The 12695-nt window shown below is 60.2% G+C and carries 12 protein-coding genes; 5 read left to right on the plus strand and 7 right to left on the minus strand.

Annotated elements, in window-relative coordinates:
* Positions 1 to 19 precede the first annotated feature (19 nt).
* Both CVU69_06745 and CVU69_06750 read right to left on the minus strand, forming a co-directional pair.
* Entirely contained in the window at positions 20 to 538 is a 519-nt protein-coding gene (locus CVU69_06745) for a hypothetical protein (protein ID PKN12475.1), read from the minus strand.
* Positions 539 to 678: 140 nt separating this feature from the next.
* Positions 679 to 2007 carry a radical SAM protein gene (locus tag CVU69_06750; GenBank protein ID PKN12476.1) on the minus strand — a complete coding sequence of 443 codons (1329 nt, stop codon included), beginning with the start codon at positions 2005 to 2007 and terminating at the stop codon, positions 679 to 681.
* Between the two features lie 183 nt (positions 2008 to 2190).
* On the opposite strand from CVU69_06750, the gene CVU69_06755 reads away from it, so the two are divergent.
* The 3 genes from CVU69_06755 to CVU69_06765 all read left to right on the plus strand — a co-directional run bounded on the left by CVU69_06755 (position 2191) and on the right by CVU69_06765 (position 4993).
* Positions 2191 to 2523, plus strand: coding sequence for a hypothetical protein (locus CVU69_06755; GenBank protein PKN12477.1), 333 nt, complete (start codon positions 2191 to 2193; stop codon positions 2521 to 2523).
* A gap of 58 nt (positions 2524 to 2581) precedes the next feature.
* Positions 2582 to 3589 (plus strand): aldo/keto reductase, encoded by a 1008-nt coding sequence (locus CVU69_06760; GenBank protein ID PKN12478.1) that lies wholly within the window; start codon positions 2582 to 2584, stop codon positions 3587 to 3589.
* Between the two features lie 141 nt (positions 3590 to 3730).
* Complete coding sequence (locus tag CVU69_06765; GenBank protein ID PKN12479.1) at positions 3731 to 4993, plus strand: DUF445 domain-containing protein; 1263 nt, start codon at positions 3731 to 3733, stop codon at positions 4991 to 4993.
* A gap of 189 nt (positions 4994 to 5182) precedes the next feature.
* Here CVU69_06765 and CVU69_06770 read toward each other — a convergent pair whose 3' ends face one another.
* The 5 genes from CVU69_06770 to CVU69_06790 all read right to left on the minus strand — a co-directional run bounded on the left by CVU69_06770 (position 5183) and on the right by CVU69_06790 (position 10255).
* Complete coding sequence (locus tag CVU69_06770) at positions 5183 to 6400, minus strand: multidrug ABC transporter substrate-binding protein (protein PKN12480.1); 1218 nt, start codon at positions 6398 to 6400, stop codon at positions 5183 to 5185.
* Positions 6387 to 7151 carry a macrolide ABC transporter ATP-binding protein gene (locus CVU69_06775; protein ID PKN12481.1) on the minus strand — a complete coding sequence of 255 codons (765 nt, stop codon included), beginning with the start codon at positions 7149 to 7151 and terminating at the stop codon, positions 6387 to 6389. The genes CVU69_06770 and CVU69_06775 overlap by 14 nt, the downstream gene beginning before the upstream one ends.
* Positions 7152 to 7153: 2 nt before the next feature.
* The gene (locus tag CVU69_06780; protein PKN12482.1) at positions 7154 to 8359 is read right to left on the minus strand and encodes an efflux RND transporter periplasmic adaptor subunit; all 1206 of its coding nucleotides are present in this window, start codon (positions 8357 to 8359) and stop codon (positions 7154 to 7156) included.
* Complete coding sequence (locus CVU69_06785) at positions 8344 to 9684, minus strand: hypothetical protein (protein PKN12483.1); 1341 nt, start codon at positions 9682 to 9684, stop codon at positions 8344 to 8346. Before CVU69_06785 ends, CVU69_06780 begins: the two co-directional genes overlap by 16 nt.
* A gap of 79 nt (positions 9685 to 9763) precedes the next feature.
* Positions 9764 to 10255 (minus strand): hypothetical protein, encoded by a 492-nt coding sequence (locus CVU69_06790; GenBank protein PKN12484.1) that lies wholly within the window; start codon positions 10253 to 10255, stop codon positions 9764 to 9766.
* Between the two features lie 327 nt (positions 10256 to 10582).
* On the opposite strand from CVU69_06790, the gene CVU69_06795 reads away from it, so the two are divergent.
* Together CVU69_06795 and CVU69_06800 are read left to right on the plus strand one after the other, a co-directional pair.
* Entirely contained in the window at positions 10583 to 12025 is a 1443-nt protein-coding gene (locus tag CVU69_06795; protein ID PKN12485.1) for a two-component sensor histidine kinase, read from the plus strand.
* Positions 12022 to 12687 carry a two-component system response regulator BaeR gene (locus tag CVU69_06800; protein ID PKN12486.1) on the plus strand — a complete coding sequence of 222 codons (666 nt, stop codon included), beginning with the start codon at positions 12022 to 12024 and terminating at the stop codon, positions 12685 to 12687. Before CVU69_06795 ends, CVU69_06800 begins: the two co-directional genes overlap by 4 nt.
* Positions 12688 to 12695 lie beyond the last annotated feature (8 nt).

Consider the following 12695-nt stretch of genomic DNA (forward strand, 5'->3'; position numbering starts at 1 on the left):
GATGCTGCGCCCCGTTTTATTACGCGGTCTCTTTGGCTGCAGCTTCACGCAGTAAGCGAAAAACCGTCCGAAAAGCCTTTTTGTCGCCGTCCTTGCGATATTTCGCCATGGCACTTTTCAGTGCGACCGGATCGAGAAGCGGGAAGGCAGTACGCGCTTCCTCCAATGCTACGCTCGCACCCTCCTCGGCGAGGAGACGGTCGCGCAAGCCTTCGAGATCATGAAAGAGTTTGTTGTCAGCGAGTTGGCGCTGGTCATTCCCCTCCAAAGTCTGGTGAATCCCCGACAACATCTCTTCATCTTCGCGCAACAGTGCCCCGAGGTGGCGCAACTGCCGGGCGCGGGCGCTGCTCGCCTTGAGGCCGCGGGCAACGACAAAGGCGGCGCGGGTTTCATCGTTGAGCTGCAGACGCCGAAAGGTTGCTTCCGGCAACTCGGCAATTTGATGCGCGAGGTCAGTGACAGCATGCGCCGCTTCCTTGCGGGCCGTGCGGCTGCTGTAAACTTCTTCCGTAGCATCAGTACATATTCTGGCCATCAATTTCTCCTGTTAGTTCTAGTGGCATTCAAATCGACCACCCCCAGCCCCTCCTTAACAAAGGAGGGGGGCGATAAGCTTTAAGCTCCCCTCCTTATTCAAGGAGGGGCCGGGGGTGGTAAGGTGTTGCCCGACCAACTTTACGGCGGCAGCGGCCAGTCGCTTTCATAGCCGGACGGATAAAAATTCTCTTTGGTGCGGTTGAAGTAGCCGAACTGAATGCGCGGCACCTCCGCCTTGATCCGCGCCAGCATCGCTGTCATGCCGATCCCCTCTCCCGAGATCTGCAAGGCATCGCGGTACATGACCGGATCGATACTGAGATTGCGCATCTGGATAAGGTCGACCCCGGTTGCCTGCACCAATTGGAGAAGGGCAGCGATCTCTTCTTCCCGGTCATTCACTCCCGGATAGACGAGATAGTTGAGCATGGTGAAGAGACCGGCCTTTTTCGCCCGACCGATGGAGTCAACGACACTGGCAAAGGTGTAGCCCTTGGGCCGGTAGTAAGCGTTGTAGAGCTCTTCCTGTGCCGAGTTAAGGGAGACGCGGATCGAGTCGATCCCGGCCGCCGCAAGTTCGTCGACCGCATCCGGCAGGGAGGCATTGGAATTGAAGTGGATCGTGCCGCGACTCGTCGCCAGCCGCATCTGGCGGACAGCGGCGCTGATCGTTGGCCATTGCAGGATCGGATCCCCTTCGCACCCCTGGCCAAAGGAGACAATGGAGTTTTCAGCCTGCTGCAAATGGGGGATGGCAACCTCGCAGAGCTCCTCGACGCTCGGCACAAAGCTGATGCGGTCCTGACTCGCCGGGCAGCAGTCCGACTCCTGCAGCGAGATACAGCCGAGGCAGCGGGAGTTGCAGATCGGTGAGGTCGGCAGCGGCGCTTCCCAGCGGCGGAAGAAGAGGTTCTTGGCGGCAAAGCAGTGGTAATCGACGGCACAACGCGAGAGCTGCTCGTAAAGGCGGTTCTGCGGATGCGCCGCGATGGTCGCCCGCACCAGCGGATCGAGCTGGCGGTCGTCGAAGTGTTCGGGATTCCACTGCGGATTGCGATCTACCCGCACCGCCGCCGCGTAGAAGCGTTCTTCCTCGACACACCAGCCGACCGCAGTGTACGACCAGAGGGGGAGAGTCACTGCCTTGCGGTCATAATCGGCCGCCGGGAGGAGGGTGCGGGTAAAGGCCGGGGTCAGGAAGGTGCTGACCGCCTGGATCTTGCCGCCGCCCCAGCTGCGCGGCAGCCGGTCAAGGGTCTTGAGGACACCGCTTTTACGGTCAAAGCCGATCGGCGGCGTGCCGGGAATGGTAAAGAGGCGGCTCCCCTCGGGGAGAGGGATAAGCTCGTCCGGCCGGGGAGCGCGGCAGACCGTGCCGTTCATCCCGGCGAGGAGGAGATCAGGATGTTCAAAGACCTCGCCGCCTTCGTCAGCGACGACGGCAAGGATGGTTTTATTCTTGTTCATGTATTGTTTTACCATTCTCCAGCAGTGATCATTTTGAAGAGGGAAGACTAGCACATGATGGCTTGCACGGCAATTTTTGACTCAATATGCTTTGATTTTCGTTGCGTCGTCGTTTAAAAACGCCTACTTTTGGTGCGCCGTTGCGTGAAAAACTGTCTTGCCAGATTTTCGAAGGATGTCATGATGCAAACCCTGCTCAAAATCGCCCTCAGCGTCGCCATTATCCTCACCGCCACCGGCGTGGCCAAACGCTTCCCCTCCGCCGCCGGGCTGATTGGGGTCATGCCGTTGACCGGGGTACTGGTGCTGGTCTGGGTCTATGTCGAGAGCCAGGGCAACCCGCAGGTCATGCAGACTTTCAGCCGCGGCGCCTTTTGGGGACTGCTGCCAACCCTCCTCTTCTTTCTCGTCGCCTTCCTTTGCTTCCGCAAGGAGTGCTCCCTGAGCATCGTCCTGATTGCCAGCTTCGCGGCCTGGGGTTTGGGAGCGCTGGTGCATCAATGGCTGCTGAAGTAAGAGGACCAATCGAAAAACTTTAAGGAATTGCTACAAAATCACCCAAGGAGCTTGAATCATGGAACAGCGCAAACTCGGATCCCAAGGATTAACCGTCTCGGCCCAGGGCCTCGGCTGCATGGGGATGTCCGACTTCTACGGCGAACGCAACGAAGTGGAGTCGATTGCCACCATTCACCGCGCCCTCGATCTCGGCGTCAATTTCCTCGACACCTCCGACATGTATGGCCCCTGCACCAATGAAGAGCTGATCGGCGGCGCCCTCAAGGGGCGGCGCCAGCAGGCGATCGTCGCCACCAAGTTCGGCATCATGCGCAGCAGTACCCCTGCCGCAGGGGGAGGCTGGGCGCCGGTCACCGGCATCAACGGCCGGCCGGAGTATGTCCGCGCCGCCTGCGACGCTTCGCTGCAGCGGCTGGGGATCGACCATATCGACCTTTACTACCAGCACCGTGTCGATGCCGATGTGCCGATCGAAGAGACGGTCGGGGCGATGGCCGACCTCGTCACTGCCGGCAAGGTCCGCTTTCTCGGCCTCTCAGAAGCCGGGGTCGCCACCATCCGCCGCGCCCATGCTGTCCACCCGATCAGTACCCTGCAGAGCGAATACTCCCTCTGGAGTCGTGACCTTGAGGACGACGTCCTCCCGACCCTGCGCGAACTCGGCATCGGCCTCGTTGCCTACAGCCCCTTGGGCCGCGGCTTTTTGACCGGCGAACTGAAGAGCCCCGACGACTTCCCCGCCGACGACTACCGTCGCAACTCCCCCCGCTTTCAAGGGGAGAACTTCCAAAAGAATCTCGAAGTCGTAGCGCGAATCAAGGCGATTGCCCATCACAAGGGGATCACCCCCGGCCAGCTCGCCCTCGCCTGGGTCATGGCGCAAGGGGAGGATATCGTACCGATTCCAGGGACCAAACGCCGCAAATATCTGGAAGAGAATATCGCCGCCGCCAGAGTCAAAATCAGCGCCGACGAGATGACGGAGATTGCCGAGGCGCTCCCCAAAGGGACGGCGAGCGGCGAGCGCTACCCGGCCTACATGATGGCCTTCCTTAACCGCTAAATTTTCAAAGCAGCAAAGTCCCAAGGAGGCATTTTCATTTAAAATCTGCTATACCTTGTCCAGACAAGAATGACCCCCTCAAACAAGACGGCGGGTCATTTTTGTGCCCACCAATCAAAAGAAACAAAATGGAGCCCCTGCATGGAGAATAGAAGACAAACCCTCAACCGCAACAAAACCATCGCCACCGGCCTCATGGTCGGCGCGGCACTCCTCTTTATCATCGCCCGCAGCCGTCACGAACTCGGGGCCTGGGAGTGGGTCGGCGCCTTTGCCGAGGCGGCGATGGTCGGCGCCTTTGCCGACTGGTTTGCCGTGGTCGCGCTCTTTCGCCACCCCCTCGGTCTGCCGATCCCCCATACGGCGATCATCAAGAACAAGAAGGAGACGATTGCCGGAAATCTCGCCGACTTTATCCGCGACAAGTTCCTTGCACCTGCAACCCTGACCGCCAAGCTGCGCGCCTACAATCCGGCCGGACGGCTGAGCAGCTACCTTGTCGACCCCGTCAATGCCGAGCTGGTGGCCCGGGGAATGAGCCGCGTCCTCGCCGAGTCCCTCGACTTTCTCGATGACGAGCGGGTGCAGAAGGTGGTGCGCGCCGCCCTCTCCGATCAGGTCGAAAAGTTCGACCTCTCGACCTCGGCCGGGGTGGTCCTCGACACCCTGCGCCACAAGAACCGCCACCAGGTCGTCCTCGACGATCTCCTCCGCCGCGGGGCAGCCTGGATTTCGACCCCGGAGGCGCAGGCCGGTCTCGCCGTGGCGATCGACAACATGATTAAAAAAGAGTATCCGATGATCAGCATGTTCATCCCCAACCGCGAGGAGTTTTCTCAAGGGGCGGGGGAGAAGATCGTGCGCCGGCTCAACGAATACCTGCAGGAGGTCAGCACTGATCCTGAACATAAACTCCGCCAGTCCTTCGATCGCACCGTCGGCGAATTGATACGCCGGCTGCAATTCGACGAGGGATTACGGGCGCAGGTCGAAACGATCAAGCTGGAGATCGCCCATAACGACCTGCTCAGCGCTTACGTGCAGAGCCTCGTCGGCGACCTCAAGGAGTGGCTGCGCCACGACCTGCAGCAGGACGGTTCCAAAGTCCGGGAGAAGATCGCCGAAGCGATCGGCGGCATGGCCGGAGCGTTGGCGACCAATCCGGAGCTGCAGGAGTCGCTGAACGAACACCTCGAAAAGCTGATCATCACCTATGGAGACCCGCTGCGCAGCGCCATTGCCAAGCATATCACCGAGACGATGCAGGCCTGGGAGACGGAGGAGTATGTCAACGAAATTGAGTTGAGTATCGGCTCCGACCTCCAGTTCATCCGCATGAACGGCACCTTGGTCGGCGGCCTCATCGGCCTGGTGCTGCATGCCATCGGCCTGCTGCTGCGCTGATCCCGCGCACATCCATTGCAGAAGTAAAAAGCCCGCCCGGTCGCAGTGACCGGGCGGGCTTTTTACTTCAATAAACCTTTAAGCTGAGACCTTGCCACCCCTAACCCCTCCTAAAATAGGAGGGGGATTTCAGGCTTTAAGCTCCCCTCCTTGCTTAAGGAGGGGCTGGGGGGTGGTCGGTTTGTCCCCCTACTCGAAGCGTAACGCCTCAATGGGATTGAGCTGGGAAGCTTTGCGCGCCGGATAGAAGCCGAAGAAGATACCAACCAATGCAGTGAATCCAACAGAACCGATAACGATCCCCGGCGAGACGACGACCGACGAGCCGAGGAGAGCGCCGAGGAGGGAGGCGCTGCCGATACCGCAGGCGATGCCGATCATTCCGCCGATGAGGCTGAGGATAACCGCTTCGATGAGGAACTGGATAAGAATATCGCCGGGGCGGGCGCCGACCGCCATGCGGATGCCGATCTCGCGGGTGCGCTCGGTGACCGAGACGAGCATGATATTCATGATGCCGATGCCGCCGACGAGGAGCGAAACGCCGGCGACGGCGCTCAACAGCATGGTCAGCGTGCTGGTAATCTTCGTCGCCATGGTGTTAATTTCAGACTGATCGCGGATAAGGACATCGTCGTCACTGCCGACTGGCAGACGATGGGCTTCGCGCATCAGGGTAATGATCTCGATCTTCGCCGCCGCCATCTCCTCCTCAGAACGGGCACTGGCCACGATATCGCGCACGGTCTTGCCGTCACTGAGGCGATAAAGGATCGTCGTCACCGGGGCGAGGATGATGTCGTCCTGATCTGAACCCATGGAGCTCTCCCCCTTGCTGGCGAGGACGCCGATGATCTTGAAGGGGACATTGCGGATGCGCATCTGCACCCCGATAGGATCCTGGCCGGGGAAGAGTGCATCGGCGACGGTCTTGCCAAGGATCGCTACCTTGCTGCTGGTCTTGACATCCCGTTCCGTAAAGTAGGCGCCACTCTCCAGGGTATAGTTGCGAATCCCTTGATAATCGACCCCCACCCCCATGACCGTTGTATTCCAGTTCGTCCGCCCGGCGATCACCTGTTCCTGGACCCGCACCACCCCCGAGACCCCGCTCAGGAGAGTGGCATGCTGTTTGAGTTTGGCAACATCCGCCAGCGACAGGTTGCTCATACTGCCGCTGGCGGCGCGGACCCCGGCACTCTGAGTGCTCACTGGACGGATCATCAGGAGGTTGGTACCAAGGCCGGCGACCTGACTCTGGATGTCCGCTTGCGAACCGGAGCCGAGGGCGACCAAAGCGATGACGGCACCGACGCCGATGATCATGCCGAGCATGGTCAGTAAGCTGCGCATCTTGTTCTTGGCGATGCCGCGCAGAGCCACCAGGATGAGATTACTCCACTTCATCGCTACCTCCCAGGCGACTCAAGGTCTCCGTTGCAATCAGGCGCTTGACGACGACTTCATCGCGAAGAATCCGGCCGTCACGGACTTCGATCAACCGCTTGGCGTGGGCGGCAATATCGGCTTCATGAGTGACGATAATCACGGTGATCCCTTGGGCGTTGAGGGCTTGAAAGATCGCAAGGACTTCGAGGCTGGTGCGACTGTCGAGAGCACCGGTCGGTTCGTCGGCGAGGATGATCGCCGGCTCGTTGACCAGGGCACGGGCGATCGCCACCCGCTGCTGCTGGCCGCCGGAGAGCTGGGTCGGCTGATGTTCCATGCGGTCACCGAGACCGACCCGTTGCAGCGCCGCCTCGGCATAGGCCCGAGCCGAACGCTGGCGACCACTGCGATCATAGAGGAGAGGAAGCTCAACATTCTCCAGTGCTGTCGTCCGCGCCAAGAGATTAAAGCCTTGAAAGACGAAGCCGATACGACGGTTACGGATGTCGGCAAGCTCTTTTTTATTGAGGCGGTTGATCTCCACCCCTTCGAGAACATATTCACCACTGCTCGGCTGATCGAGACAGCCGAGGATATTCATCAACGTTGACTTGCCTGAACCGGAGGCACCGATAATCGCCACGAACTCGCCGGAATTGATGGTCAGCGAAACATCGCGCAGGGCGTTGACGCTGGTCTCTCCGAGATCAAAGCGCTTGCCGATCCCCTGCAGACGGATGATTTCTACGGGATCTATCTGAGTCTCCATGATCAGCGGCCTCCGCCGCCGCCACCAGGCGGCGCGGGCAGCAGGCGAGACATGAGCCCCTTCTTCCCTTCCTTTGCCGCCGGGGCCACACCACTGACGACTTTCATCCCGTCCTGCACCGCAGCGCTGCTGACGACAACTTTACTGCCGTCACTGACACCGGTGCTGACTTGCAGCATCTGCAGATTCTTCTGCGGGTCAAGAATGTAGAGACGCCCCGCGCCGCTCGGAAGGACCGCTAGTTTTTCCCCCGCGGCCGGCACAAAACGGAGGGCCGCATTGGGAACAAGGAGCGCATCCTCCGCCTGCTCAACGATAAAATCGGCGGTCGCGGTCATCCCCGGCAGGAGGAGTCCCTGATCATTGGCGGCGCGCACCACCACCGTGTAGTTGACGACGTTGGAGATCGTTGTCGGCTGGCGGCGGATCTGACTGACAATCCCGTCAAAGCGTTCATCCGGCCAGGCCTGGACGGTAAAGCGCACCTTCTGTCCTTGCTGAATCAGCCCGATATCGCTTTCGTCGACATTGGCTTCGATCTGCATCTGTTTGAGATCGTTAGCGATGACAAAGAGGGTCGGGGTATTGAGACTGGCAGCGACGGTCTGGCCGGCATCGACACTGCGGGTAATAATCGTCCCGTTAATCGGCGCGCGAATCACCGTGTAGTCGAGATTACTCTGCGCCCGGATCAGGACCGCTTTGGCTGACTGCAAGTCGGCACGGGCGATTTCGACGGCGGTACGGGTCGGAAGGAACTCCTGGGCAGAAAGATATCCCTTGGCGACCAAGGGCTGGTTGCGTGCAAAATCTTCCTCCGCTTGCTGCAAAGTGGCTTTGGCCCGATTCACTCCGGCCTCGGCATCCGACTTCGCCGCCTGATAGAGGGATTGATCGAGGACTGCAAGAATCTGCCCTTTTTTCACCGGATCGTTAAAGTCGACGAGAAGTTTGTCGATGGTCCCGGAGATCTGGGTGCCGACGTCGACGGTCTCCACAGCAGCGAGGGTGCCGGTACTGGAGATGATATTCTCCAGAGTGCCGCGTTCGATGGTGGCAAAGAGGTAGTCAGGTCGCGCCGTCGCTTGACTCTGTCCCTGCTGCCAGGAATAGCCCCCCCAAAGGAGGACAATCAGGATCAGGGTGGCACTCCCCCAGAGGAGTCTTTTCTTCGTGAATAAAGCCGATTCCATTATTGCTTCTCCCATTCATTCAGCAGCGCTTCCATCGCCGCATCATCGCCGCGCGCCTGGAACAGTGCCATGCTGCGGGTGAGGAGGGCGTAGTGCGCTTTGATTTCATCGTACTTAGCCGTAACCAAAGAGGTGCGGGCCTGGGTCACTTCGATCAACTTGCTGGCGCCGACGCGGTAGCGTTCCGACTGCGCCGCCCATGCTTCCTGTGCCGACTGCAATTGGCGGGTCGTCACTTCGACCTGTTGCCGGACCATGCGCAGCTCCGCTTCCGCCTGGGCAATATCTCCGGTCACCGCCAGCTTGAGCTTCTCGGCATCCAGACGGCTGTTCTGCGCGGCGATCTGCGCGGTCGCCACACTGTAACGATTCTGCCCGCGATCGAAGAAGGGGAGGTTGAGGCTAACGCCGATGCTGGCATAACGATTATCATCGCTGAACTGGTTGGAAAAGCTGCCGCTGCTATGACTGTTATAACTGCTGCCGAGAGCGGCAGTGAGATCGATCGTCGGCCAACGTCCGGCCTGAGCCTGCTCAATGCGCGCCTGCGCTGCGGCCTGCGCTTCGACTGTGGCGAGGAGATCGGGGCGCGTTCCGCCTGACGCCGGGAGGGTTATCTCGGTGAGGAAGAGCTGTGGAGCCGACGGCCCCTTCAGATCCACCTCGGTATCCGGCATGATGCCGATCGCTTGCAGGAGCTGCATGCGACTGACCGTGGCGTTACGCTCGGCACTAAGGAGATTGAGGCGAGACTGAGCGGTCGCGGCCTGCTGCTGGTAAAGATCACTGATCGGATTGACGCCGGCGTCGACCAGGGCAGAGATGCGCTCTTCGAGTTGGCGGTTCACCGCGACGTTCTCCTCCTCCACCACGATCAGGGCCCGATCGGTCAGGGCCTGCATATACCCGCTGCTGATCGTCAGGAGCAGAGTCTGCTCGCTGCGTCGCAAGGTGTAGCGGTCAGCCGCCAGGGAAAAGGAAGCGCTACGGCGCCCCGCCAGATCCGCCCCGCCCCGGTACAGATTCAAACTCGAATTCAGCGACGAAGCGATTGCATCACTCTTCCCGTCGACAGTAACGGATGATTCGGTGAAACGCTCACTCGCCGAAATGTTGAGGTCGAGGGACGGCTGCAGAGCCGTCTCCTTCAGGCGCAGGGACTCGGCGGCAGTGGCGACCTGATTCTTCATCATGAGGAGATCGGGATTACGCTGCCGGGCCAACTGCACTGCCTGGCTCAAGGTCAGGCTCTGGACTTCAGCCGCAGCAGATCCCGTGCTGACGGAGAACGCCAAGAGGAAGAGGACGAAAACGAGGGAAAAGGGACGATGTCTCAACATGGGACTCCTTTTGTGGTGCCGGCGACAATCTCAGCGCTCAAACGGACATGACACCAGAGATTGTCGCCGGGTTCATTCCTTAGCGGCGACCGCCCTTGCGCTTTTCTCCCGGTTCAGGGCGAAGCTTGGCGGCTAAATTCCGCTGTTCCGGCGTCAGAAGGGCATCGATCTGACTATGCCTCCGAGCCCGAACAATGGTCAGTTCTGTCTCGATAGCACCGCTTTGCTCGGCTAAAACTCTGACCGCATTTTCGTCAAAGGGTTTTGCTCCCTCCGCCTGCCGCAGTTGCTGACGAATCTCCCGCTTCTTTTCATGCAGGGCCGCGGTCTTTTCCTGCTCCGCCGCCTGCACTTTCTTGATACTCGCCTGCTGCGCTTCGGTCAGATCAAGGATCTTGGTCATACGTTCAAGAAAGTGGCCGCCAGCGCGCTCCTTCCCGGTGCCGGGGGCGTCACAACGACCATCACACGGCCCGCCGCAGGGGCCGCCGGAGGGAGAGGCCGCGACATAAAGGGCCGAGCCGAGGAGGGTGAGGAGGGAAAGGGTGACGATGAGGATGCGTTTTTTCATGGTTCTTCTCCTTTTGGTGTTACGGGCTGGAAAGGCTGCGGGGTTCAAGACCCCTCGTTTTGTTGCAGTAACGATAACAGGGGAATGTGCAGGAAATGTGGAAGGAATGTGGAAATGCGCAAAAGCCGTCTGCCGGCGATGGATTGAACGGCAGCAGTTGTGCTACTAAGAAAGGAAGAGTAAATGCATCCAGCACACGGATCAAATCTGATTGAACGGATTTTCACGGATCAAACACGACCGAAGCGCCTTGCTTTATCTGTCTTTTATCCGTTCCATCCGTGCTATCCGTGTTCAATTGTCTTTTTTATATTCAAAGGATCTACAATGAAACTCGGGCTGACTTCACGGCTTTTCCTGGTGCTCCTGACCGCCTCCGCCCTGGTGGCGTGCGGCATGTTCTTCATTATGCACTGGAACATCGACCGGGGCTTTCTCCGCTATGTCAACACCCTCGATCAGGAGCGACTGGAACTGCTTGCCGCTGAAGTGGAGCGCAGCTACGCCACCGCGGGGAGTTGGGATTTCATCCGCGACGAGCCCAAAAGCCTGCTGCGTTTGATGGTCAACACCCTGCCGGAGGGGCAGATCCGGCCAAAACATCTTGACCGCCTTGAACGCCGGCTGGAACGGCGGCGCGAGCGACCGGAACCGCCCCCGCCGGGAATGGCCCATCTCTTCGAACTGCGGGTGCAGCTCCTCGACAGTGCCGGACGCCATCTCGCCGGGCCGCCCCAGCCCCTGCCGGCTGAAGGGATGATTCCCTTGCATTATCAAGGACAGAAGATCGGCACTCTCGGCCTACTGCCTCAAAAGAACCTGGCCGATGCTCATCAATTGCGTTTCCTCAAGGAGCAGAAACTCGGGCTGGCACAGGTGGCGGGACTGACACTGCTGGTCGCCGCCCTCTTCTCTTTGCCACTGGCGCGGCGCCTGGTGCGCCCGCTGCGCGAAATCGCTGCTGCCACCCGGCGGCTGGCCACCGGGACCTCCACGGAGAGGATAGCGGTGACATCGCAGGATGAACTCGGACAACTCGCGAGCGACTTCAACCTCCTCGCCCTGACCTTGCAGCAAAACGAAACCGCACGACGGCAATGGATTGCCGACATCTCCCACGAACTGCGCACGCCGTTGACGGTGTTGCGCGGCGAGATTGAAGCGCTGCAGGACGGAGTACGCCCGCTGACGCCTGCGGCCCTTTCCTCCCTGCATGGCGAAGCGCTGCGCCTCGGACGCCTGGTTGACGACCTTTACCAGCTCTCCCTCTCCGACCTCGGTGCGCTCCAGTACCGCAAGGAACTCCTCGCTCCCCAAGCTGTGCTGCTGGCCGCTCTGGAGCCTTTACGACCGCTCTTTGCCGCCAAGGGGATCACGCTAGGCAAAGAGTTCGTCCCCGGCTCCGATGTAGAAATCCTCGCCGACCCGCAGCGCCTCCATCAACTCTTCTCCAATCTCCTCGACAACGCCCTCAAATACACCGATGCCCCCGGCGTTCTGAAACTGCGGATGGAACGGAGCGGCTCGAGTTTGCAGATAGAACTTTGCGACAGTGCCCCGACGGTGACGGCGGCGGAAATGGAACGACTCTTCGAGCGCCTTTACCGGGTGGAGTCCTCCCGCAACCGGGAAACCGGCGGAGCCGGACTCGGCCTCACCATCTGCCGCAATATTGCCGAAGCGCACCAGGGAACACTCATCGCGCACCCTTCCCCCCTTGGAGGTCTGTGTTTGACCTTGACCCTGCCGTTGACGATGGAGGCGACATGAGCCAGGAGATTTTAATCGTTGAGGACGAAGCGAAGTTGGCGGAGTTGCTGCGCGATTATCTGCAACAGGCGGGATTTGCCGTCAGCATGATCAGTAATGGTCGCGACGCCATCCCGGCGGTGCGGGAGCGCGCTCCCGACCTGATCCTCCTCGATCTGATGCTGCCGGGGCGGGACGGGATGGAGATCTGTCGCGAGCTGCGCACCTTCAGCTCTGTGCCGGTGATCATGACCACCGCCCGCGTCGAGGAGATAGACCGCCTCCTCGGCCTCGAACTCGGGGCGGACGACTACATCTGCAAGCCCTACAGCCCGCGCGAGGTGGTGGCGCGGGTGCGGGCGGTGCTGCGCCGCAGCAACGGCAACACTTCGCCGGTACCGGGACTCCATCTTGATGAAGGGCGTTATTGTGCGGAATGGGAAGGACAAAGCGTCGAACTGACCGCGGTGGAGTTCCAACTGCTGCGCTTTCTCGTTGCCTCTCCCGGCCGCATCTACTCACGGCAGCAGCTCATGGACCGCATCTACCCCGACCAGCGCAGCGTCAGCGATCGGACCATCGACAGCCACATCAAGAAGCTGCGGCGCAAATTGTTGACGATCACCGCCGGCACCGAACTGATCCGCTCGGTTTATGGTGTCGGTTACACCTTTGACGCTTGACCCGGCGC

Source organism: Deltaproteobacteria bacterium HGW-Deltaproteobacteria-4, from assembly GCA_002841765.1.
Lineage (GTDB): Bacteria > Desulfobacterota > Desulfuromonadia > Desulfuromonadales > UBA2197 > UBA2197.

What these genes read in the sequence shown, in the direction of transcription:
- CVU69_06745 (PKN12475.1), bottom strand. Translation starts at nt 538, where the DNA reads ATGGCCAGAATATGTACTGATGCTACGGAAGAAGTTTACAGCAGCCGC.
- CVU69_06750 (PKN12476.1), bottom strand. Translation starts at nt 2,007, where the DNA reads ATGAACAAGAATAAAACCATCCTTGCCGTCGTCGCTGACGAAGGCGGC.
- CVU69_06755 (PKN12477.1), top strand. Translation starts at nt 2,191, where the DNA reads ATGCAAACCCTGCTCAAAATCGCCCTCAGCGTCGCCATTATCCTCACC.
- CVU69_06760 (PKN12478.1), top strand. Translation starts at nt 2,582, where the DNA reads ATGGAACAGCGCAAACTCGGATCCCAAGGATTAACCGTCTCGGCCCAG.
- CVU69_06765 (PKN12479.1), top strand. Translation starts at nt 3,731, where the DNA reads ATGGAGAATAGAAGACAAACCCTCAACCGCAACAAAACCATCGCCACC.
- CVU69_06770 (PKN12480.1), bottom strand. Translation starts at nt 6,400, where the DNA reads ATGAAGTGGAGTAATCTCATCCTGGTGGCTCTGCGCGGCATCGCCAAG.
- CVU69_06775 (PKN12481.1), bottom strand. Translation starts at nt 7,151, where the DNA reads ATGGAGACTCAGATAGATCCCGTAGAAATCATCCGTCTGCAGGGGATC.
- CVU69_06780 (PKN12482.1), bottom strand. Translation starts at nt 8,359, where the DNA reads ATGGGAGAAGCAATAATGGAATCGGCTTTATTCACGAAGAAAAGACTC.
- CVU69_06785 (PKN12483.1), bottom strand. Translation starts at nt 9,684, where the DNA reads ATGTTGAGACATCGTCCCTTTTCCCTCGTTTTCGTCCTCTTCCTCTTG.
- CVU69_06790 (PKN12484.1), bottom strand. Translation starts at nt 10,255, where the DNA reads ATGAAAAAACGCATCCTCATCGTCACCCTTTCCCTCCTCACCCTCCTC.
- CVU69_06795 (PKN12485.1), top strand. Translation starts at nt 10,583, where the DNA reads ATGAAACTCGGGCTGACTTCACGGCTTTTCCTGGTGCTCCTGACCGCC.
- CVU69_06800 (PKN12486.1), top strand. Translation starts at nt 12,022, where the DNA reads ATGAGCCAGGAGATTTTAATCGTTGAGGACGAAGCGAAGTTGGCGGAG.